16 protein-coding genes are annotated in these 22675 nt (G+C 38.0%); 11 read left to right on the top strand and 5 right to left on the bottom strand.

Features of this window, described 5'->3' with window-relative positions; translation table 11 throughout:
• On the top strand, positions 1–1149 hold a 1149-nt coding region (locus tag H1P_RS09470; RefSeq protein WP_144866574.1), incomplete at its 5' end, for a calcium-binding protein.
• Between the two features lie 26 nt (positions 1150–1175).
• On the opposite strand, the gene H1P_RS09465 is transcribed toward H1P_RS09470, so the two are convergent.
• Both H1P_RS09465 and H1P_RS09460 read right to left on the bottom strand, forming a co-directional pair.
• Entirely contained in the window at positions 1176–1847 is a 672-nt protein-coding gene (locus H1P_RS09465) for an HAS-barrel domain-containing protein (RefSeq protein WP_144866572.1), read from the bottom strand.
• 61 nt (positions 1848–1908) lie between these two features.
• Positions 1909–2109: an NAD(P)H dehydrogenase subunit NdhS gene (locus H1P_RS09460; RefSeq protein ID WP_144866570.1), complete on the bottom strand. Its 201-nt coding sequence runs from the start codon at positions 2107–2109 to the stop codon at positions 1909–1911.
• A gap of 152 nt (positions 2110–2261) precedes the next feature.
• Between H1P_RS09460 and H1P_RS09455 the strand changes: the two genes are divergently transcribed.
• From H1P_RS09455 to aroC, 3 genes are all read left to right on the top strand, one after another.
• Positions 2262–3449 carry a glycosyltransferase family 4 protein gene (locus H1P_RS09455; protein WP_144866568.1) on the top strand — a complete coding sequence of 396 codons (1188 nt, stop codon included), beginning with the start codon at positions 2262–2264 and terminating at the stop codon, positions 3447–3449.
• Between the two features lie 212 nt (positions 3450–3661).
• Positions 3662–4438: an ABC transporter permease gene (locus tag H1P_RS09450; RefSeq protein ID WP_144866566.1), complete on the top strand. Its 777-nt coding sequence runs from the start codon at positions 3662–3664 to the stop codon at positions 4436–4438.
• Between the two features lie 925 nt (positions 4439–5363).
• Entirely contained in the window at positions 5364–6458 is a 1095-nt protein-coding gene (gene aroC / locus H1P_RS09445) for a chorismate synthase (RefSeq protein WP_144866564.1), read from the top strand.
• A gap of 260 nt (positions 6459–6718) precedes the next feature.
• On the opposite strand, the gene H1P_RS09440 is transcribed toward aroC, so the two are convergent.
• The 3 genes from H1P_RS09440 to H1P_RS09430 all read right to left on the bottom strand — a co-directional run bounded on the left by H1P_RS09440 (position 6719) and on the right by H1P_RS09430 (position 9869).
• Positions 6719–7501 carry a WecB/TagA/CpsF family glycosyltransferase gene (locus H1P_RS09440; protein ID WP_144866562.1) on the bottom strand — a complete coding sequence of 261 codons (783 nt, stop codon included), beginning with the start codon at positions 7499–7501 and terminating at the stop codon, positions 6719–6721.
• Positions 7502–7624: 123 nt separating this feature from the next.
• Positions 7625–8764: a glycosyltransferase family 4 protein gene (locus tag H1P_RS09435; RefSeq protein WP_222426996.1), complete on the bottom strand. Its 1140-nt coding sequence runs from the start codon at positions 8762–8764 to the stop codon at positions 7625–7627.
• A gap of 244 nt (positions 8765–9008) precedes the next feature.
• Positions 9009–9869 (bottom strand): sulfotransferase family protein, encoded by an 861-nt coding sequence (locus H1P_RS09430; RefSeq protein ID WP_144866560.1) that lies wholly within the window; start codon positions 9867–9869, stop codon positions 9009–9011.
• Between the two features lie 224 nt (positions 9870–10093).
• Between H1P_RS09430 and H1P_RS09425 the strand changes: the two genes are divergently transcribed.
• The 7 genes from H1P_RS09425 (at position 10094) to H1P_RS09395 (ending at position 22537) form a co-directional block, all read left to right on the top strand.
• Complete coding sequence (locus tag H1P_RS09425) at positions 10094–12490, top strand: pentapeptide repeat-containing protein (protein WP_144866558.1); 2397 nt, start codon at positions 10094–10096, stop codon at positions 12488–12490.
• Between the two features lies 1 nt (position 12491).
• Positions 12492–13655 (top strand): CHAT domain-containing protein, encoded by a 1164-nt coding sequence (locus H1P_RS09420; RefSeq protein WP_144866556.1) that lies wholly within the window; start codon positions 12492–12494, stop codon positions 13653–13655.
• 33 nt (positions 13656–13688) lie between these two features.
• Positions 13689–14018, top strand: coding sequence for a hypothetical protein (locus tag H1P_RS09415; RefSeq protein WP_144866554.1), 330 nt, complete (start codon positions 13689–13691; stop codon positions 14016–14018).
• A gap of 457 nt (positions 14019–14475) precedes the next feature.
• The gene (acnB, locus tag H1P_RS09410; RefSeq protein ID WP_144866552.1) at positions 14476–17073 is read left to right on the top strand and encodes a bifunctional aconitate hydratase 2/2-methylisocitrate dehydratase; all 2598 of its coding nucleotides are present in this window, start codon (positions 14476–14478) and stop codon (positions 17071–17073) included.
• A 620-nt stretch (positions 17074–17693) separates the two neighbouring features.
• Positions 17694–18851, top strand: coding sequence for an amino acid ABC transporter permease (locus H1P_RS09405; RefSeq protein ID WP_144866550.1), 1158 nt, complete (start codon positions 17694–17696; stop codon positions 18849–18851).
• 223 nt (positions 18852–19074) lie between these two features.
• Positions 19075–20757: a dihydroxy-acid dehydratase gene (gene ilvD / locus H1P_RS09400; RefSeq protein WP_144866548.1), complete on the top strand. Its 1683-nt coding sequence runs from the start codon at positions 19075–19077 to the stop codon at positions 20755–20757.
• 538 nt (positions 20758–21295) lie between these two features.
• The gene (locus tag H1P_RS09395) at positions 21296–22537 is read left to right on the top strand and encodes a DUF4912 domain-containing protein (RefSeq protein WP_144866546.1); all 1242 of its coding nucleotides are present in this window, start codon (positions 21296–21298) and stop codon (positions 22535–22537) included.
• The last annotated feature ends 138 nt before the right edge of the window (positions 22538–22675 follow it).

The raw sequence follows: 22675 nt of genomic DNA, 5'->3' as shown, positions 1-22675 counted from the left end.
GGTTCGGAAAATGACCTGATTTTTGGTGGAAGCGATCTCGATCGTTTAGAAGGTAATTCTGGAGACGACACTTTAAACGGAGAAGCTGGCAACGACTTTTTAACTGGTGGTGCTGGTTTTGACGTTCTTAATGGAGGCATTGGCGACGATACCATCAATGGTAACAATGAGGCTGATTTAATCGCAGGAGAGGCTGGTAACGATCGCTTACTTGGTGGCAGTGGTGATGATACTATTAGCGGTGGTTCTGATAACGATCTAGTCTTTGCCGACAATGGTAATGACTTTGTTGAAGGCAATGAAGGTAGCGATACTCTCAATGGTGATGTAGGTAATGATACTGTTGATGGGGGTAATGCTAATGATCTTATCCGTGGTCAACAAGGTAACGACCGCCTGATAGGGGATGCAGGTAATGACACTCTTAGAGGAGGAGAAGGGAGAGATACTTTATTAGGAAATAATGATAACGATCTTCTCGATGGAGAAGGCGGTTTTGACGAACTTCAAGGAGGAGAAGGTAACGATAGTCTCAAAGGTGGTAACGGTGATGACACTATCTTTGGTGGTTCAGGAAACGACCTTGTTTTTGAGTCGGGCAATTTTGACTTTACTGTTACCAATACTCAGTTAACAGGACGAGGAGTCGATACTTTGAGCGAAGTAGAATTAGTTCGTGCCACAGCAGGAGGCGGTGCTAATACTCTCGATGCCAGTGCGGTTACTGAATTTTCCGTTACTTTAGAAGGTGGTGGTGGCATCGATACTCTCTTTGGTGGCTCGCAAGATGATGGGCTTGTGGGAGGAGTGAGTAACGACATTATGACTGGTGGCGCAGGTAGCGATCGCTTTAACTACTTTGCCCCTAATCAAGGCGTTGATACTATTACCGATTTCTCCATTGGGGAAGACTTAATAACTATTTCTGCCAATGGCTTTGGTGGAGGCTTAACCCTAGGAATTCTCGACCCCAATCAATTTATCGTGGGTAATATCCCTCAAGATAGCGACGATCGCTTTATTTATAACACCAATACCGACAGATTACTCTATGACTCTGATGGTACTGGTCCCAATAATCCAAGAGCGATCGCTAATTTCAGTAATGATATCGTTCTCAGTAGCGAAGATCTTGAAATTGTTGCTTAAGTCAACGATCGATAACCAGCAAAAATTCATTGCCAACTAATTTGACTTAGAATATACCGCAAACGATCGTAATCGTCTTTTAGCAGAGTACTTAAAGTTCTACCCACCTGCACCAACCAAGTTCGATTAGCTTTTCTTAAGCGATACACCTCTCTGATAGCTGCTGCTACCAAAGACTCTACTGGGATATCTCTAACTTGCAACAATGTTCTTAAAAAATCCAAGTCTTCTGTAAAGTGAATAACTTCTTCTGCTTCACAACGATAGACACCCTGATGAATTTGAGGAGGGCGGGGTGGTAGGTATTGGTATACTTTGCCCTCAACTGCACCATTACCATTATGATTATTGGCAGCAATTTCATAACCCACAATAGCAGCCTTAAATTCAGTTTTCAGCATGGCAAAAATTTGTGGTTGCTGTTCTCGTAACTCAGCCAAAGATAAGCCTAAAGCCCTCGCACGATGCACAGAATCAATGGGAGTAGTAGTAACATAAGTCACTACCGAATAAATTTTATTTCCTGATTCTTCATCAAAAGACTTGATCCAACTACCAAAAGGAGGCATAGAAGGAAATTTGAGGTCTTCTGGCTCTAAACATTGAGCCGTGTAATGGGTTGTAGCAGTTTCAATGACTTCCCCAATATGATTGTCTTGGCGATCGTCTATTGTAAACTGCGGTAAAGGTAAGCGCATGATTTGGCTGGTTGTTAATAGTTGGCGGTTAGTGACTGGGAACTGATAAGGTGATAACTGATTATTTCTTTTTTTTCTTCCCTTTAGTCAGGTCTACTGCTTCTAATTCTGATAAATTAAAAGTGACTAGCTTATCCCAATTTCCGCCTTCAAATAAAACAGCTACTTGACCATCATCAATACGTTGTACGAGTCCTTGAAAGTTATAATAAGTGTCGTCGGAATTAGTTACTTTAACTGTCGAGCCTGGTAATATGATCATCTTGATAATTTTAATTAAAGGTTTCTTTTACGATAATACAGTCTTCCTTTATCAGTTATCGATAATCGCTTAAGTAATTCGCTCTCAAGTATATCTGTTAAATTTTTAACAAGGGCGACTAAAATCTATCTAGACATAACTAAAACTCATCAATGAAAGTATTAGTCCTTGCTTGGGAATTTCCACCCCGTTTAGTGGGAGGTATCGCCCGTCATGTTGCCGAATTGTATCCAGAAATTGTTAAATTAAACCACAAAGTTCATTTAATAACTGTAGAGTTTGGTGATGCACCAAAATATGAAATTGTTGAAGGTATTCATCTTCATCGCGTTCCTGTAGCAACAGGAAGTGATTTTTTTCATTGGGTTGCCAATATGAACCATAGTATGGGTAACTACGGAGAAAAGCTCATTAAAGAAGAGGGGGGGTTCGATCTAATTCACGCCCATGATTGGTTAGTGGGAGATGCTGCGATCGCTCTTAAGCATACTTTTAAAATACCCCTAATTGCCACTATTCACGCTACAGAATGTGGTCGTAACAATGGGATCTATCAAGCTGAACAACAATATATTGATGGTAAAGAAAAAAGCCTAGTTCACAATGCTTGGCGGGTAATTGTTTGTAGCCAGTATATGCGCTACGAGGTAGAACGAGCTTTACATTCTCCTTGGGATAAAATCGATGTAGTTTACAATGGCATTCGTCCTGAAAAGAAAACCCATCCTACAAATTTCGATCCTGTAGCTTTTCGTCGTCGCTTTGCTCATGATGATGAGCGTATTATTTATTATGTCGGACGTATGGCTTACGAAAAAGGAGTTTTTGTCCTATTAAATGCTGCACCCAGAATATTGTGGGAAATGGGTGGTAAAGTAAAATTTGTCATTATTGGCGGTGGCAATATAGATAGCCTGAAACAACAAGCAGAAACTCTAGGTATTTGGGAAAGATGTTACTTTACAGGCTTTATGGCAGACGAAGAACTTGATTTATTCCAAACCATTGCTGATTGTGCTGTATTTCCCAGCCTTTATGAACCTTTTGGTATTGTAGCATTGGAAAGTTTTGCTGCCCGTGTTCCTGTTGTAGTATCTAATACAGGCGGGCTATCAGAAGTGGTGCAACACAACAAAACAGGAGTTGTTACCTACGCCAATAATGCTGATTCTTTGGCTTGGGGAATTTTAAAAGTATTAAAAAATCCTGATTATGCTCAATGGTTAGTAGATAATGCTTACAATTCTTTAGCAACTCGTTTTAGTTGGGATAAATTAGCACAACAAACTATCGCTATTTATGGCAAAGTTGTGAGAGAGCGATCGCTTATTAATTGGTAGTTCGTTGTTATTAGCAATTACGTACCTAAAACAAAAAAAAGTTTGTAAACTTCGATTTTCTGTTCCCTGTTCCCTCAAACTTAGATTTCTCTTTTCACTGCGTAAGTTCTAGTTATTTAATTGCTAATTATTAATCATCCCGATCTTCTTCTTTCCTCCTTGCTCTAGCTTTCCTAATTCTAGTTTCTCATTCCTCATTCCTCTTTTCTTAAATGAATAATCTTGTTGAATTAGACATTATCGATCTGGCTTTATGTTTGGGTCTTATTGGAATAGCGATCGCTCTTTCTTTATGGCAAAAACTAAGTTTAGAAAGTAAATTTATCTTTGGTGCTGGTCGATCTTTACTACAGCTTTTAGTAGTGGGTTATGCTTTAGATATTGTCTTTGCTCTTGATAACTGGTTAGCCGTATTAGCCATTATATTAGTGATGATTTCTATCGCTGCGGTAGTAGCTCGGAATCGCATTGATAAAAAGATTAAAACTTTATTACCAATAGTTTGGTTATCTATTTTTGCAAGTACTGCTTTAACTTTAAGTTATATAATTTTAATTATTGTACAACCTATTACTTGGTACCAACCTCAATATTTGATACCTTTAGCGGGAATGTTGTTAGGAAATGCCATGAATAGCGCATCTTTATCAGGAGATCGTTTATCAAGTGCGATTAAACAAAATTCTCTCGAAATTGAAACTCATCTATCTTTAGGTGCAACACCAAAACAAGCTATTTTTAATTATCAAAAAGAAGCAATCCGTACTGGTTTAATCCCTACTTTAAATAACATGATGGTGGTAGGTTTAGTAAGTTTACCTGGAATGTTTACGGGTCAAATTTTAGCAGGAGCAACTCCTTTAAATGCAGCTTCTTATCAGATTTTAATTTTATTTGCGATCGCTTTAACTAATTTTGTGGTGGCTTTTTTAATTACAGAAGGGGTTTATCGTCATTTCTTTAATCAAGATTTTCAATTGGTTATTTAAGGGCTAAAAAAATTAGTAAGAGGGAATAAGTAAGTAGGTAGGGCTAATTAAAGTTAACTGTAAAGCTCACCTCCTCACCAAATCAGAAGCGGTCAGACCACCTTCGGGTTCGCGGTTCGCCAGTTAATTGCTGAGGGAAACCCTTCTGCAATAATCGACTCACTACATAGCCGTCAAGCGAACCAAGACAAAAAACGCTCATCTTAAACATTTAATAAGCAATAAATAGTAAATGATAAATGCGCTGAGGAATTGACATTCAAGAACAAATTAAAATTTTACAAAAAAAAATACCCCCAATTCAATTGAAGGTAGTAACAGACACACACTTAGCTAAGAAATAAAAATATTTAAAAATACAGTTGGTTCTTGATTGCCCTAAGACCAAACACTAAATAAATTTTTAAGCTTATATATCTAATTATACGTAAAAAAAAAATTTTTGGTTGTTTGTTAGATAAAGTAACTGGCTACATTGATTAAGTTGCTATAAATTATTTACGGAATTATACGGAATCAAAAAAATCGCCCTTGAATAGCTCAAAGGCGAAAGTAACACACACACTGAATCAAGGAATTAAAATAGTTTAGAAATCAATATTTATTTGTTGTTCCTTATCTCTAATAATAAGTATTTCTTGCCCTTGTTGGGTCTAGCCAAGATAAAGATATCAGTAGTATTAATTAAGTTTTGATGAACTATTTGCCAGTTTCTACGGATATTGTCCATCACCTTCTTCGTAAGGTTATTCTGCCTAAAAATTTATAATTTCTTAATAAAAACCAAGGTTCAAGGCGATCTCGCTTTGCGAGAAGCGCGAAGCTGACCGCGAAATGCCAGGCTTCGCCTGATCGCGTATAATTTCTCAACAACATCAAGATAAGATAAAATACAGAACGCTTAACTCTTCTACAATAAAGCATCATGGGTAACACATTCGGACAACTTTTTCGTATTACAACTTTTGGGGAATCTCACGGTGGAGGTGTGGGTGTGATCGTAGATGGTTGTCCACCAAAGTTAGCCATTACAGAAGAAGAAATACAATTCGATCTCGATCGCAGAAGACCAGGACAAAGTAAAATTACAACACCCCGAAAAGAAACTGATACCTGTGAAATTATTTCGGGAGTTTTTGAAGGTCAAACTTTAGGAACACCCATCGCTATCTTGGTACGCAATAAGGATGCGCGCTCTCAAGATTATAATGAAATGTCAGTTAAGTATCGTCCTTCCCATGCAGATGCTACTTACGACGCGAAGTATGGAATTCGTAACTGGAAAGGAGGAGGAAGAGCTTCAGCTAGAGAAACTATTGGTCGTGTTGCAGCAGGAGCGATCGCCAAAAAGATCTTAAAACAACATAATAATGTAGAAATTGTTGGCTATGTAAAGCGCATTAAAGATTTAGAAGCGGTAGTTGACAACAACACAGTCACCTTAGAACAGGTAGAAAGCAACATTGTTAGGTGTCCCGATTCCGAATGCGCTACTAAGATGATCGATCTCATTGATGATATCCGTAAAGAAAAAGACTCTCTGGGTGGGGTAGTAGAATGTGTAGTACGTGATGTACCCAAAGGTTTAGGCGATCCTGTATTTGACAAATTAGAAGCAGATTTAGCCAAAGCAGTAATGTCTCTTCCCGCAACCAAAGGCTTTGAAATTGGTTCGGGTTTTGCTGGTACAACCATGACAGGAAGCGAACACAATGATGAATTTTACATTGATGAAAACGGGGAAACTCGGACTACAACCAATCGCTCTGGAGGTGTGCAGGGTGGCATTTCTAACGGAGAAAACATTGTAATTCGTATCGCTTTTAAACCCACTGCTACTGTGGGGAAAGAGCAACGCACTGTTACCAACGAAGGAGCAGAAACGGTTTTAGCAGCCAAAGGAAGACACGATCCCTGTGTACTACCTAGAGCCGTTCCCATGGTAGAAGCAATGGTAGCCTTAGTACTCTGCGATCGGCTTTTATCTTACTATGGTCAATGTAAAGTTTTGGATTCGTAGTTAGCTGTCATCAGTAAAAAACAGATAGAGAGATTAATACTTTAATTTTGAATTAATATTAATTATCAAAACTAGTCAGATAGATATCAAATTATTTTTTATAAGGAAAAAACTTTAAAACTCATATTTATTCTGACTTGGTAACTCGGTGAATTCTATCTCCTCACAAAGTCTCCAGGTGATGCAGGAGAAACTGTATAATTTTTTGCCAAAAATAATCAACTGGGAGAGGCAAGCCAATGTTTACCCCTAATAAATACTTACTTCAGATAAGCTTTTTTGTAAACGTAGAAAGTCCATAACTCCCCAAAGAACAACTTCAAAATAAACCAAGGCTCTATTAGATAACGCTTCCAAAGTCTTTTCGGCTCAGTTATAAGACGATATAACCACTCTAAACCTGCTTTTCCCATCCAGCGAGGAGGAGTTGCTACTTCTCCAGCCACATAGTCAATACAAGCACCACTGGGAAGAATCGCATTAGTTTTGATGCTATCAACATTATCTAAAATCCATTGTTCCTGACGAGGCATTCCCATTCCCACCATCAAAACATGAGGTTGATAAGCATTAATTTGCTCTAAAATTGCCTTATTTTCTGAGCTATCTGGAGCAGGATCAAAATAACCATGAATGGTATCAATCTCTAGTTGAGGATATTTATCTCGTAAGATTGCTGCTCCTTTGTCTGCTACTCCTGGCTTTGAACCCAGATAAAGTACACGCCAGTTTTGTTGTGCAGCCTCTTCCATCAAAGACCATACCCAATCGGCATAAGTAACTCGATGTTTTCTTTCACAGGGAAGACGCAGAAATTTACCCAAAAGAACCAGAGCCATACCATCTATGTGGATATAATCTGCCATATCGTAAAAAGTTCTCATTTGAGAATTATGGTGATATATGTAAAGACTATTAAGATTATGGTTCGCAATAATCCATCTGGTATTCAGTTTGACTGCTTCTGCAATTAAAGAATTAAGCTGTATCATACTGAATAGATTTACCTTTACACCAAGAAGCTCATACCACTTACTTTTCATACTTTTATACTTGTATCTTTGATAAATACAAAAAACACTGACTTCTAGTTTTAATTTTTGTTAGGACTCAGCATTTTCTCTGAGATTAATACAAAAATATAAAATTTCCAGAAAAGTTTAAACTCAAACTTGAGCTTTGATAGCATCAGCTACCTTGTCTGCTCTTGCTTTCCAAGAGTACTTATCCGTAATTAATTTGTAGGAATTGTTAATTAAATGTTGATAATCTGCTAAATTTGAACAAGCGCGATCGATAACTTGAGCTATTTCCTCAGTAGAATAGCTAGTTACTAAAAGATGTTCTTGATGTTTAAATTCTTCGAGTCCCCGTAATCCTTCTGGGGTAGAAATTACTAATGTTTGACAAGCCAGGTAATCTAAAGACTTGTTACGCGCTCCTCCTGCTACAGCTTTCTCAGGAAAAGGTAATAAACCAACATCTGCATACTTCAAGTGAGCTAAGAAATCTCTACGCTGGGGTAAAAATCCCGTAAAAGTAATATTAGATGGGCTGGGTGTATTTTGCTCTTCTGCATCTCTACCAATAACCACAAAATGAATATCTTTATTTTTTGATTCTAAATGTCTGGCTATTTCCAAAGTCATGGCTACAGACATATCGTTAGTGGGAAAAGAAAAGGTTTTCGGCGCAATAACAGTAACAATTTTTGCTGTTGATAAATGAGCGTAAGGATTTTCCATTTCTGAAGAAGCTAGATTTAATAAGTCTTCGGAAACTCCATTGCCAACGCTATAAATTTTCTTCGGTTGTGTTTTGTACCATTGCGGAATTGATTCTGCAATTGATTGGCTAGCAGCAATAATTGGCGTACCCGAAAAAACTAAAGTACCTTGTGCTAAATAGGTTTTAATAAATTGTTTAAATTCAGTAAGTTTATTATCCGCCACAGCAAGGCGAGTCCAATACTCAAAAGCAGATAGAGTATGAAAATCAAATACTAAACGACAGTTTTTAGGCTTTTTAAGCCCAAACGTTACTAAAGCTGCCGTTGCAGGAAGGGTTTCTTGAGCATAAACCACATCAGGTTTAAATTCTGCTATGGCTTTTTGTATTGCCTGAATGTAAGATTTAAGACCTCTTGAGCCAATAGATATAGATTGAGTATAATCAACCGCAGAACAATCCAATCCTAACTGGCATACTTCAAACTGACGAGCTAAATACATTCCTAAATAAAAAGGTCTGGTAAATGCACCAAAAGGTTCTTGAGAATCAAGAGTAGAAACAATTAAGAGACGCATAATCACTGTAATAAAGTTGAAATCCAATACTGGTTCGGTTAAGCTAAAAATATGAGTTAATGAGAGTAGTCATCTCAAAAACGGATGAAACTACTAATATGGGTAAAAGTTTTGGAGAAATCTTAAAAGGTTGCTTTGAGTTCATTAGTTCTAGTAACTGTTGACAACCAAAACATACTACAAGAATGACTCGATTTTTGGCAACACAACCATTAGTAAAGTCTTTAAATGTAACATGAATTAATTATGCAAGAGGTTTAGTATATTGGTAAGGTTGCATTTCCTCAGAGCAAATATTAGTAATCAAATCGATTTCCTCTGTAGATAGTAATAACTTAGGTTGTTTTCGAGATTTATCTAAAGGTTTTTTCTGTTGAGTTCCGCCAGGATATATTCTATCGAATTGATAATACTGTTCATGACATAAAACATTGTCATTCCATCCTAATTCCATAAAATCTAAAACATTTGACATAATCAGACGAGGATCATCTAGAAGTTCTTCATATTTATAAGAAAAAATATCAAGATTACTTTGTTGATATAACTGCAAAGTACGCTCTTTGTATTTCCAGATATAAGCACCTAAAGAAACCTCATCTAGATTAGCAAGATCGAGTTCTAGGATTTCTGGAAAGAGAAAGGAATGTTGCCATAACTCTGCTTGGGCATGAACTTTAATCCAACTAACATTTTTGAGTTTCCATCGCAGCATGGAAGAAATCACCGCGTAAGGATTTCTCACAGACCACAGAATTTTAATTCCCTGTAAATTATGAACAAAGTATTCTAAATTAAAAGTTTGATTTGGAAGTTTTAATAGAAGTAAAGAATATTGTTTACTTAGTGAAAATAGCTGTACAGGACGAGGCAGCTTATAACAAGAGTCAGTTTCATCAATTCCTTGAATTAAGGGGTGACAATTCAACATTAAATAAGACAAGGTAGTGCCACTACGTTGACAACCGAAGATGAATACTAATTTGTGAGCAAACTGAGAATAAAAAAATGGTGGATAAGAAATATTGTGTAATAGACTGCGAAGTTTTTTTATATCTTTATGAGGAAGAATATTTTTAAAGCTTTCTTTGAGAGTTCTCAACATATATATGTAATGTATAGACTTTATTCTTAAAATATTTATATGTAGCAACCTGAAATTATAATCACTCCGACCCGATTATGATTTCGGGTCGCTACATTTATATCTTAGATGAAGTGAAAATTGTGATTAATCAAATGCTTAACAGCTTAATTTAATATCTTTTTTATTTTTCATGAGGTCAAATTCCTGTAAATTAGAGAGCAAACTAGCTCAAAACTAATCAAATGGAAGCCAGTAAAGTTTTAAAAGAGTATGCATTAGGAAGAAGAGATTTTCGTCGTGTAAATCTTAAAGATCGATCTTTTGAAGGTCAAACTCTTTCAGGAGCAAATTTTAGTGGGGCTGATATTCGCAATGCCAACTTTATCGGTGCTACTTTGAGGGGTACTAATTTTACAGGTGCAAAATGTAGATTACAAGAAGGAGAAGAACCTTTAGGAGCAGATTTTAGTAAGGCTGATATTCGTAGTGCCAACTTTTCTCAAGCCATTCTTATAGGAACGAATTTTACTGGTGCAAAGTGTGGATTACAAAAACGCTGGGCAACACTTTTAACGATTCTTTCCTGGCTGCTGGCTGGCATATTAGGATTCTTTTCAATATTCGTTGGTTATTTAGTCTCTCTAATTTTTGACTCCTCTAGCCTAGAAGATCCAATTGCAGGTTGGGTTAGTCTAATAGTATTAGCTGGTTTCCTGATTTTAACTATTGAACAAAGAAAGAGAGCAGGGACAATAGCAGGAGCAGGAGCCATAGCAGGAGCCATAGTAGGAGCAGTAATAGTAGTAGTAATAGCTGTAGTAGCAGGACTAGGAGCAGTAGCAGAAGCAACAGTAGTAGTAGTAGCAGTAATATTAGCAGTAGCAGGAGCAGTAGCAGGAGCCGTAGCTATAGCAGTAGCAGGAGCCATCGCAGGAATAGGAGCCATAGCAGTAGCAGTAATCTTGGCAGTAGCAGCAGCCGTAACAGCAGCCGTCGTAGCAGTAATCTTGGCAGGAGCAGCAGCCGTAGCAGCAGCCGTGGCAGCAGCCGTCGTAGGAGTAGGAATAGTAATAGGAGCATTCGTATATGTTAGCTGGCGCGCTAGAGGAGGAAATGAAAAAGATCTTTGGTTGCTTAGCTTTGCCATGGTTTTTGCTGCTATAGACGGTACGAATTTCCGTGGTGCTGATTTAACTGATGCTAATTTCACTGAAGCTAGACTCAAAAGCACAGATCTAAGAGAAGCTACTCTTACTCATGCTCGTTGGTATGGAGCTAAAATGCTTTATCATATCCGTCCAGGAAAAACTTATCTAAAAGACATTCAAACAAAGCGATGGCTCATAGGAATAGGAAAAAATAACAACTTTGATCGCAAAAACTTACGAAGGATTAATCTTGAACATAGAAAAGATCTTACTGATGCTAGCTTCATTGGCGCAGACTTGAGTGAAGCTAATTTAAGGGGTGCAGACTTATCAGGAGCCAAACTGGTACAGGCGCAGTTAGATGGAACAGACTTTACAGGAGCTACTCTAACGGGAGCCAGCTTCATTCGTGCAAACTTGAGTGAAGCTAAATTAAGGGATGCAGACTTATCAGGAGCCAAACTGGTACAGGCGCAGTTAGATGGAACAGACTTTACAAGAGCTACTCTAACGGGAGCTTGTATTGAAAATTGGGGTATTACTACTAATACCAAGCTAGATGAAGTTAAGTGTGAATATGTTTTTATGCACTTATCCACAAAAGAAAACTCTCATTCTCGTCGCAAACCTGATAATAACTCAGAAAAGTTTGAAGATGGGGACTTTGCTGATTTTATCAAGCCTATTTTTAATACTCTCGACCTTTATCACAACCGAGAAATAGAACCTAGAGCGATCGCTATTTCTTTCAAGCAGTTAGCAGAAAACAATCCTGATGCTAAACTGCAATTCGCTTCAATGGAAATCAAAGGTGAAGATTATTTATTGCTAAAAATAAAAACTGCATCCAATGCTGATAAGTCTCGTTTAAATGCGGAATATTTTGAGATTTATGATCGAGTCAAAACTCTACCACCAAAATCTCAAGTGCTTCTAATAGAAAAAGATGATCGCGTTCAAGCCTTAGAAAATATGGTAGACACGGTATTAAAACAACCTAGCTTTTATACCGAAAGTTATAATAATCAACAAGGAGAAAATAAAATACCTGGCGCTCACAAAATAGGATTTAACAAGGGCAATTATAACGAAAAGATCGAGGGTAATTATTACAAACAAAAAAAAACTATAAATCGCTTTACTCGCATAGAATTCACCTCTGAGTGTATTTTTGAACATGAAGTTGAGTTGAAAATCCAATTAGTTGTTCAAATTCCCAAGCAAACTCGTGTTCTTCAAAAAGTTAGTATTCCTACTGATAGTGAAGTCGGAACAGTACAAGTTGATTTACAAATAACAGCAGAAAATTTCAATATTAAACAAAGAAGAAAACAATTAAAAGTAACAAAAAATATTGATTCTGAAGAAGTTGTGTTTCAACTTGTTCCAATTAAATTAGGAGAGCAAATGATTGAAATTGAGTTTTTTCATGAATATTCAAGAGTGGGATATACAATTGTTAAAACTAACGTAACATCAAAGGTTGAGTGATATGACTGGAATGCAATCAAATGCTTCAAATGTCTTAATGATGGAAGATCCTGCTGTTGGTTTGACCCCAGGTTCAAGAGAAGAAGTCCGTCTTGAAAAACGAACACTTCATGTTTTTTGGAGTAAATGCGAAGCCAAATTATTTTATACGATTTATTCTCCCCATTCTTCTGAAGCAGGGGATTGGAATAAAGAAATTTCAGATCAGTCAAACATTGAAACAGAGATTGAAAATTTCTGGAGTGAACTCAGCGATATACTTGGGGATACTATCACTATAGGTAATCCTCCGAACCAAATATGGCAAGATATTGATTCTACTCTTAAAAGTTTTGGTCAAAGACTTTTTAAGAACCTTGTTCCCGATCAAGTAGCAAAACGCATAAAAGATTGGAGATCTGGATTTTCTGTCAGAGTTTCCACAAATGAACAATGGATTCCGTGGGAGTTGATGCATGATGGAGAGGGCTTTTTAGGAGATAAGTTTATCTTCTCCCGTTATCCAAGGCTAGGAGATAGACGAACTGATCCAAACGAAAATAGACAAAAACACCAAGGATTGAGAGAAGTCAGAAAAATTGTTAATGTAGTTGGTGGAAATATTGATGAATCAGAAGCAATAGGGGCTTTCAAGCTATTTGATAGATTATCAGAGTCTATTATTCTAGAGCGTCTAAGAGAAAAATCATTTTCTGAGCTTATAAGAGCTTCAGCTCTAGCAGACATATTACATTTTACCTGTCATGGACATCTTCAGCCGTTAAATCTACTACAAATTTCTTCAAGTAAATCTCGAATTCGCGATTTAAGTATTGATAAGGTACAACAATTATTGTTTAAACCAGGTTGTTTTGTATTTGCTAATGCCTGCAATTCAACTGTTCCCGTACAAGCAGCATTATTTGATGGGTTTAGGAGTTTTGGTTGGGAATTTTATCGACAAGGTGCAGATGTCTTTATTGGGACGCTGGGAATAGTTCCTACTAAATATGCTATCGATTTTGCAGAAAATGTATATGTAGAGCTACTTTGTAAAGATACTAAAATGACAGTTGGTCAAGCTATAGCTCATGCAAAAAAAATAGCTGCGGAGCAACATAATTTTTTCTGGTTATTATATTGTATTTATGGAAATCCAGACGTTTATTTTGAGCCTATTGAGTAAATCATAAAAAGAAAACAATCAAGAGGAAAATTCATGCCAATAAAAACCTATCTTACAACAGTGGATTCAAAAGAAGTTGGTAATTTAAGGACTGAAGATGGAGAAATTTTAGATACATTAGGAACAAGGGAAGAAAATATTGCCGTCCAGTTGGAAGAATTATTTTCTTCTGTAACTGAAGCTATTACATCAAGTATTGATGTAGAAAGTAAACTAACTATTGAGATCACTGGTTCAATCAGTATGAAGGCTAAAGGTGACATTAAGTACCTTTTCTTCAACGCTGGTGCTGAAACAGGAACTACAGGAGGAATGAAAGTAGTTTTATCAACGACCTTAAAGCCTAAAACACCTACACAATAGAATACTGATTGTAATAATTAAGGTAAAGTAAAAATATACTATTTTTTATAAATATCTTAATAAATAAAGTAAAGTGTAGAAAATTGAGTTGAAATCTACCTTGTCACAAACTCATCAGTTTTGCAATCTTAAGAAAGAAAAATCGTTTTTTATATCGACTAGAATTTTAATCAATACGGCATAACATCTCAACATCTCTTTCTGCGCCTTTGCCTATATAGGTGAAATAAAGCTCTTTATTTGCAATATAACAAAGTCTTAAAACGTCAGTTTCTTCTCATCAAACCCTGAAAAACCCCATAGCCAATAACCTAAAATCCTCGATACATTATAAAGAAGACCGATAATTTTACTTCCCTCTTTCCGAGAAAAGTCCTACTTAATCAGGGGGATTAGGGGAATCAAATGAGACAATAGATACTCTGCAATAAATATACATATAGAGGAGAACCACTAAATGCTAAAAGCCTATCGCAAACATAAAGCAGAAAGAGAAGCAATGGGAATACCGCCTCTTCCTCTCACAGCAGAACAAACATCTCAACTCTGTGAGATGCTAAAAAAACCTCCCGAAGCGGAAAAAGAACAATTACTGACACTTTTAAGAGACAGAGTATCACCAGGAGTAGATGATGCAGCCTATGTTAAAGCGGGATTTTTAACCGCTATTGCCAAAAAAGAAATCGAATGTCCTCTGATTTCTGCTCAGGGTGCAGTAGACTTACTCGGTACAATGGTGGGGGGTTACAATGTTCAATCTTTAGTAGAGTTACTCAAATCTGATAATCCTAGTATTGCAGCAGAAGCAGCTAGTGCGTTAAGTAAAACCCTCTTAGTCTTTGATTCTTTTAACGATGTTTTAGAACTATCCGATATCAACCCCTATGCCAAACAAGTAATCGACTCTTGGGCGAATGGAGAATGGTTTATTTCTCGCCCCAAAGTAGCTCAAAGCATTACTGTCACAGTTTTTAATGTACCAGGAGAAACCAACACTGATGATTTGTCTCCTGCAACCCATGCTACTACACGCCCTGATATACCTCTTCATGCTTTAGCCATGTTGGAGGCAAAAATGCCTGGGGGTTTGGCAGAAATAGTACATTTGAAAACCAAAGGACATCCTGTAGCCTATGTTGGCGATGTTGTGGGGACTGGTTCATCTCGGAAATCAGCAATTAACTCTGTATTGTGGCATTTAGGGATGCCCATTCCATTTATTCCCAATAAAAAAGCTGGTGGTTACATCTTAGGTGGTAAAATTGCCCCAATATTCTTTAATACGGCGGAAGACTCTGGTGCGTTACCTATTGAGTGCGATGTTTCTCAGATGAGTACAGGAGATGTAATTACAATTCATCCCTACAAAGGAGAAATTACTGACGAAAACGGCGATATCATTAGCACTTTTACTCTGAAACCCGAAACTATCTTAGATGAAGTGCGTGCAGGTGGTAGAATTCCCTTACTTATCGGTAGGGCGTTAACTGATAAAACCAGAGAAGCATTAGGTTTTGAGCCTTCTACTCTCTTTGTACGCCCTTCCATGCCAGAAGATACAGGCAAAGGCTTCACTTTAGCACAAAAAATGGTTGGAAGAGCTTGCGGTTTATCTGGTGTGCGCCCTGGAACTTCTTGCGAACCTATTATGACTACTGTAGGTTCTCAGGATACCACAGGCCCTATGACCAGAGACGAGTTAAAAGAATTAGCTTGTCTTGGTTTTAATGCTGATTTAACCTTACAAACATTTTGTCATACCGCAGCTTATCCCAAACCAGTAGATGTCAATACCCATAGAGAATTACCCGATTTCTTTTCGACTCGTGGTGGGGTGGCACTACGTCCTGGTGATGGTATTATTCACTCTTGGCTTAATAGAATGTTGTTACCCGACACTGTAGGTACTGGTGGTGATTCTCATACCCGTTTCCCCCTTGGGATATCATTTCCTGCGGGTTCTGGTTTAGTCGCTTTTGCAGCAGCTTTAGGAGTAATGCCATTAGATATGCCAGAATCAGTTTTAGTCCGCTTCACTGGCGAACTACAGCCAGGAGTTACCCTCAGAGATATTGTCAACGCAATTCCTTGGGTAGCTATGCAAAAAGGGAAACTGACTGTTGCTAAAGAAAACAAGCAAAATGTCTTCAACGGGCGCATTATGGAAATGGAAGGCTTACCCAACTTAAAAGTTGAACAAGCTTTTGAGCTTACCGATGCTACGGCAGAACGTTCTTGTTCTGGAAGTACTATTAAACTCAGTGAAGAAACTATCGCTGAATATTTACGTTCCAATGTGGCATTACTTAAAAATATGGTAGCCCGTGGTTACGGTGATGCTCGTACTATTACGCGTCGCGTCGCTAAAATGGAACAGTGGTTAGCCAACCCCGAACTGATGTCTGCGGATACTGATGCGGAATATGTAGATACCATTGAAATTAACCTCAATGAAATCATAGAACCTATCGTCGCAGCCCCCAACGACCCCGATAACGTAAAACTAATGTCAGAATGTGCAGGAGATAAAGTGGATGAAGTCTTTATTGGTTCTTGCATGACCAATATTGGACATTATCGCGCTGCTGCTAAAATCCTTGAAGATGCAGGAGTAGTTAAAGGAAGACTTTGGGTCTGTCCCCCTACTCGGATGGATGAAAAACAACTCCGTGAAGAAGGCGTATACGGTATCTTTGCTGCTGCTGGGGCGCGTACCGAAATGCCTGGCTGTTCTCTCTGTATGGGCAATCAAGCCCGTGTCGAAGATAATGCGACTGTATTCTCTACTTCTACCCGTAACTTCAACAACCGCATGGGTAAAGGGGCGCAAGTTTATCTGGGTTCGGCTGAATTGGCTGCTGTATGTGCCTTGCTAGGTAAAATTCCTACTGTGGAAGAATATATGGCAATTGTTAAAGAGAAAATTGCACCTTTTGAAAACGATCTATATCGCTATCTCAATTTCGATCAAATTGCAGGTTTTGAAGATGAAGGAAGAGTAATTCCTTTGGAAGAAATGCCTAAGATTGAAGACATTCTGGGTATGCCTGTTTAACTTTCTCCCTAGCCCCTCTTTCTCTAGAAGAGGGGAATCTTTTTTCAGAAATTACTTAAGTATAGCCATACAAAACTAGGTTAGAACAAAAAAACTATTAACTTCTTTGCTTGCAACGATACGCGATGCCCTAAAGGACTTCCTTCGGTCGCGCGACGGCGAAGCCGAGTCCTTTAGGGGAGCGAGTCCTTTAGGGCGTTCGGTTGCCTCCAAATGCGATGGGGACAACACCCACTGCGACGGATGTAAACGCCGTAAAACGACGCAAGGTCGCACCACAAGTAGCAATTTTTAAAATGTCCTAACCTGTATACATAGTTCTATACCTGTGCAAAATTAAATTTATCATTGAATTGAGAAGTGAGATTAGGAACTGGGGACTGGTGATAAGGCAATAAGAAGCTCGCATTCAGAAAGATAATAAAATGTGTAATTAACTTTGTGTATCTACTTACTATCCTTGCGAAGTAACCAGGGCTAATTTTATTAGCGTTTTACTATTGAGTATCTACGTTTTAAATTAGCTCATATTTATCTCAATACAGTATTTTAATTTACATAATATGCTACTACTATGCTTAAAGATTAAATGGTAACTGAGATCTCAATTATTAAAAAATATGTCACAAACAGAAAAAATACCTTTTTGGCGAGATAGTCGAATTCTCAACATTATTGCTCAAGTAGTAATACTTACTATGGTAATTTCGATTTTTATTTTCTTTGGCAATAATTTAGTCAACAATTTCCGTAGATTAGGCTTGACTTTTGGGTTTAATTTTTTAACTCGCTCTGCTTCTTTTGCTATTGCTAATCCACCTTTTGAATATAGTCCGAGCGATCCTTATTTTAAAGCGATTTTAGTGGGGTTGATTAACTCTTTAAAAGTAATGTTTTTTGGTATTATTATCGCTACTATTTTAGGGATTACTGTAGGACTTGGCAGACTATCTAATAACTGGTTAGTCCGTAAGCTAGCAACTATTTATGTAGAAACTTTACGCAATACACCGTTGTTATTACAGCTTTTTTTCTGGTATTTTGCCGTATTTTTAAGGTTGCCGAGAATTGAAAATGCCTTTAATATTAGCAACACTATATTTTTATCTAATAGAGGAATGAGGATTCCTTGGTTTGTGAGTAATTTGCAAACAATTTTATCTTCTATTTTGATTTTAACGGCAATTATCTTGGCTGTTTTATTCTGGAAAAAACGTGTTGATACTATCGAAGAAATGGGTGAATCGGGACAAGACTGGCTTAATTTACTGATAGCTAGTTTAGTAATTACTGTTGCTACTTTTTTCTTTGGTATTGATTGGAATATTCCACAATATGAAGGTAACTCGCTCGCAGGAGGAACTAATCTTTCTCCAGAATTTGCTACTTTATTGATTGGTTTAAGTATCTACACGGCATCTTTTATCGCTGAGGTAGTACGTGCGGGAATTCAATCGGTTAATAAAGGACAATGGGAAGCAGCCAGAGCATTGGGTTTAGAACCAGGGTTAGTAATGCAATTAGTAATTTTTCCTCAAGCATTACGAGTTATGATTCCCCCTTTGACCAGTGAATTTCTTAACTTGGCAAAAAACTCTAGTTTAGCGATCGCAATTGGCTATAATGATGTCTATGCTATATCCAATACCATCTCAAATCAAACAGGAAAAGCTGTAGAAATATTATTAATTCTGGTTGGCATTTATCTCACTATCAACTTGATAATTTCTTTAGCAATGAACTGGCTTAACAAGTCGGTACAGTTAAAAGAAAGGTAGTTGGGAGCAAATCCTATCACAAGTTCTATCAATAGATAACAAGATAATCCAAGAATGCGAGTTTTTTGTTTTCTAAGTCTCTTTTGTCTGAGTAACTGAGCTTAATTAATTATCATTACTTTTAAGAATTGTTATCACTACCGTTGTTCAAGCAGTCTATGATAGATCGATGATAACTAGGGCTTTTGCATTCTTTAGTTAACAGCCAGAAGGAGAAAGAGAAATGCCAGATAATCGTCGTAGTAAAGTAGTTACTCAAGGTCATCAGCGATCGCCTAATCGCGCTATGCTAAGAGCCACAGGGTTTAGTGATGAAGATTTTCAAAAGCCGATCGTCGGATTGGCTAACGGATACAGTACCATTACCCCCTGCAATATGGGGATTAATTCTCTAGCAATTCGAGGGGAAGCTGCCTTAAAACAAGCGGGTGCAATGCCTCAAATGTTCGGTACTATTACCATTAGTGATGGGATATCTATGGGTACAGAAGGAATGAAATACTCCTTAGTATCCCGTGATGTAATTGCTGATTCGATTGAAACTGCTTGTAATGGGCAAAGTATGGATGCAGTGATGGCAATCGGTGGTTGTGATAAAAATATGCCAGGAGCGATCATTGCCATTGCACGAATGAATATTCCTGCGATTTTTGTTTATGGTGGCACGATTAAGCCAGGACATCTCAACGGAGAAGATTTAACAGTTGTTAGTGCTTTTGAAGCGGTAGGACAATTTAGCGCGGGTAAAATCGATGAAGCTCAATTGACTGCTATTGAGCGCAATGCTTGTCCTGGGGCTGGTTCTTGTGGTGGTATGTTTACAGCCAATACCATGTCTTCTGCAATTGAAGCAATGGGTTTAAGTTTGCCCTATTCTTCCACTATGGCAGCCGAAGATGACGAAAAGGCAGAAAGTACAGAAAAGTCGGCTTTTGTCCTTGTAGAAGCCATTAAACAGCAAATTTTACCCAAAGATATTCTGACTCGTAAAGCCTTTGAAAACGCAATTTCTGTCATCATGGCAGTAGGGGGATCCACCAATGCTGTCTTACACTTATTGGCGATCGCTAATACTATTGGCGTTGAGTTAACTATTGATGATTTTGAAACTATTCGTCAGCGTGTCCCTGTAATCTGCGATCTCAAACCTTCTGGTAAATATGTAGCTACTGACTTACACAAAGCTGGAGGCATTCCTTTAGTAATGAAGATGTTACTCCAAGAAGGATTGTTACACGGTGATGCTTTAACTATTAGCGGTCAAACCATTGCTGAAGTATTAGCAGATATACCCGATACACCCGCAGAAGAACAAGATGTGATTCGTCCTTGGGGAAAACCCATGTATAAGCAAGGACATTTAGCCGTCTTAAAAGGTAATCTGGCAACAGAAGGAGCAGTAGCGAAAATTAGTGGTGTTAAAAACCCCCAAATTACTGGTCCTGCAAGAGTATTTGAATCGGAAGAATCATGTCTTGATGCGATTCTCGATGGAAAAATCAAAGCTGGAGATGTCATTGTGGTTCGCTACGAAGGTCCTAAAGGAGGTCCTGGAATGCGCGAAATGCTTGCTCCTACCTCAGCAATTATTGGTGCTGGTTTAGGGGATTCGGTAGGCTTAATTACTGATGGTCGTTTCTCTGGAGGTACTTATGGTATGGTAGTCGGTCACGTTGCCCCAGAAGCAGCAGTCGGCGGTACTATTGGTTTAGTCCAAGAAGGGGATAGCATTACTATTGATGCTCATCAAAAACTATTGCAACTTAATGTCCCAGAAGAAGAGTTAAGCAGACGTAAACAACAATGGCAACCACCCGTACCCCTTTATACCAGAGGCGTTTTAGCTAAGTATGCCAAGTTAGTCTCTTCCAGTAGTTTGGGTGCTGTAACCGATTTGAACTGTTAATAATTTGGTTTATTTTTGATTATTTACAACAACTCGGATTGAATACAAAAGGGAAAGTAACAAAATATAAACCTTTCCCTTTTGTGTCGATCGAGGGAGTTCGACTATTAAAGTTTTGAATGCCGATCTAGAACAGATTGAAAAAGACAACGATCCAAATAAATGCGAAACCCTTTGATGCATCGCTTTGCGAGATTCTAAAATACTTCGATCCCACAATGTCATGACAATTTGACATAAAATACCAAAAATATAGTCGATCTGTTCTGTTGAATAGCTTAAACGATCCCAAAATGTCATGAATTAATGACTTAATAAATCTTAAAACCCTTATAAAATCGTCGATCGCCTCTTTATATCTCCCTCGTGAACCTTGATCCCCAGAGAGGGATCGTTTTAAAGTAAGAATGTATAAAAAAACAGATAGTTCAGAGTTAAGAGACAGTCAGAATAGGAAAAGCTTACTACAAGCGAACCACTGATCAGTTCTTAAGACTGCCAGCTAGTTACGGTTTAGTAATTTGGAGGCTGTAAGTCAATGGTACAGAATCGACCTTTAGAGGAGATGACTTTACGACAACTCAGAAAAGTTGCTAGTGAATTAAAAATCTCTAAATATAGCAGAATGCGCAAAGCGCAACTCAAAGCTGCTATTCAAGCAAAAATAGTAAATCGAGAAAACGAACAACTAGAACAAAATTCGTTACCCGTTCAGGAGGAACAACAGGTGGAAGCTACAAAATTTGAAGTTGGTCAAAAAGCCAGTATTGAGGATGCTTTTTCTGACATCGATCAAGATTTGGGAGAGCTTCCTAGTGGATATGGAGAAAGTCGTATTGTATTAATGCCTAGAGATCCTCAATGGTCTTATTGTTATTGGGATATTTCTAACGAGCATAAAGAGGAACTCCGCCGTCAAGGTGGACAGCAATTAGCTCTCAGAATTTATGACATTAGTGATATCGATCTTAATTCTCAAGCTCCTCACAATGTCCAAGAATATCTCTGCGATGAGATGGCTAGAGAATGGTATGTACCTGTCCCTGTGAGCGATCGCGATTACATGGTGGATATCGGTTATCGTTGTGCTGATGGGCGTTGGTTAATTTTAGCTCGTTCTGCTTCTGTTCGGATTCCTCCCGTGTATCCTTCTGAATGGGTAGAAGATAACTTTGTAAAGGTTGATTGGGAACAGAATTTAAGAGGTGAGACAGTAGTCAATCTTGTTCCTCCCAACAAAAAACAGGAAGTTGCAGCAACTCATCATCAAAGTAACCCTATTTACGACCAAATCTTTGGTATGGCAGAGTCCGTCGAAGCAATGCGAATTGCTGGTTCATTATTTGGTTCAATGCAGCAAGCACCAGAACAAGCGGTTAGTTCTTATATCTTTCCCTCTGGGGTTGGTATGTGGGCATTACCTACTGCATCAGGAATTAGTATGTCTGGTGTCGGTATGAATATGTCTGGTGCTGGCTTTGCTTCTGCTCCTCCCGCACGTCCTCGTAAATTCTGGTTAGTAGCCGATGCAGAGTTGATTGTTTATGGCGCAACCGAACCTGATGCAACTGTCACTGTCGGTGGTCGTCCCATTAAGTTAAATCCTGATGGTACTTTCCGCTTCCAGATGTCTTTCCAAGATGGTGTAATTGATTATCCTATCGTGGCTGTGGCTGCGGATGGAGAACAAACCCGCTCTGTTCACATGAATTTTGAAAGACAAACTCCTTCTCGTAATACTAATACTAAAGAAGAAGCAGTGGAAGAATGGTTTGCTTAAACCTGCATTAAAACAGAAATTAAGAGTAATTATAATTAATCGTTAGTTACTTTTTCTTGGCTGCACAAATTAAATTTGACGGGAGGAAATGGGGTAATACTTGTCTTTACGAGTCGCGAAACCTCATCACTAAAGGAT

Origin of the sequence: Hyella patelloides LEGE 07179 (assembly GCF_900659865.1) — a bacterium.
Taxonomy (GTDB): domain Bacteria; phylum Cyanobacteriota; class Cyanobacteriia; order Cyanobacteriales; family Xenococcaceae; genus Hyella; species Hyella patelloides.
The sequence above is the reverse complement of the archived record's forward strand: the minus strand, read 5'-3'. Positions and strand labels throughout refer to the sequence as shown.

Excerpts from the sequence above, each read along its gene's own strand:
- H1P_RS09395 (WP_144866546.1), top strand. The coding sequence starts at position 21,296 with ATGGTACAGAATCGACCTTTAGAGGAGATGACTTTACGACAACTCAGA.
- aroC (WP_144866564.1), top strand. The coding sequence starts at position 5,364 with ATGGGTAACACATTCGGACAACTTTTTCGTATTACAACTTTTGGGGAA.
- H1P_RS09425 (WP_144866558.1), top strand. The coding sequence starts at position 10,094 with ATGGAAGCCAGTAAAGTTTTAAAAGAGTATGCATTAGGAAGAAGAGAT.
- H1P_RS09405 (WP_144866550.1), top strand. The coding sequence starts at position 17,694 with ATGTCACAAACAGAAAAAATACCTTTTTGGCGAGATAGTCGAATTCTC.
- acnB (WP_144866552.1), top strand. The coding sequence starts at position 14,476 with ATGCTAAAAGCCTATCGCAAACATAAAGCAGAAAGAGAAGCAATGGGA.
- H1P_RS09440 (WP_144866562.1), bottom strand. The coding sequence starts at position 7,501 with ATGAAAAGTAAGTGGTATGAGCTTCTTGGTGTAAAGGTAAATCTATTC.
- H1P_RS09465 (WP_144866572.1), bottom strand. The coding sequence starts at position 1,847 with ATGCGCTTACCTTTACCGCAGTTTACAATAGACGATCGCCAAGACAAT.
- H1P_RS09450 (WP_144866566.1), top strand. The coding sequence starts at position 3,662 with ATGAATAATCTTGTTGAATTAGACATTATCGATCTGGCTTTATGTTTG.
- H1P_RS09460 (WP_144866570.1), bottom strand. The coding sequence starts at position 2,109 with ATGATCATATTACCAGGCTCGACAGTTAAAGTAACTAATTCCGACGAC.
- H1P_RS09435 (WP_222426996.1), bottom strand. The coding sequence starts at position 8,764 with ATGCGTCTCTTAATTGTTTCTACTCTTGATTCTCAAGAACCTTTTGGT.
- H1P_RS09455 (WP_144866568.1), top strand. The coding sequence starts at position 2,262 with ATGAAAGTATTAGTCCTTGCTTGGGAATTTCCACCCCGTTTAGTGGGA.
- H1P_RS09415 (WP_144866554.1), top strand. The coding sequence starts at position 13,689 with ATGCCAATAAAAACCTATCTTACAACAGTGGATTCAAAAGAAGTTGGT.
- ilvD (WP_144866548.1), top strand. The coding sequence starts at position 19,075 with ATGCCAGATAATCGTCGTAGTAAAGTAGTTACTCAAGGTCATCAGCGA.
- H1P_RS09420 (WP_144866556.1), top strand. The coding sequence starts at position 12,492 with ATGACTGGAATGCAATCAAATGCTTCAAATGTCTTAATGATGGAAGAT.
- H1P_RS09430 (WP_144866560.1), bottom strand. The coding sequence starts at position 9,869 with ATGTTGAGAACTCTCAAAGAAAGCTTTAAAAATATTCTTCCTCATAAA.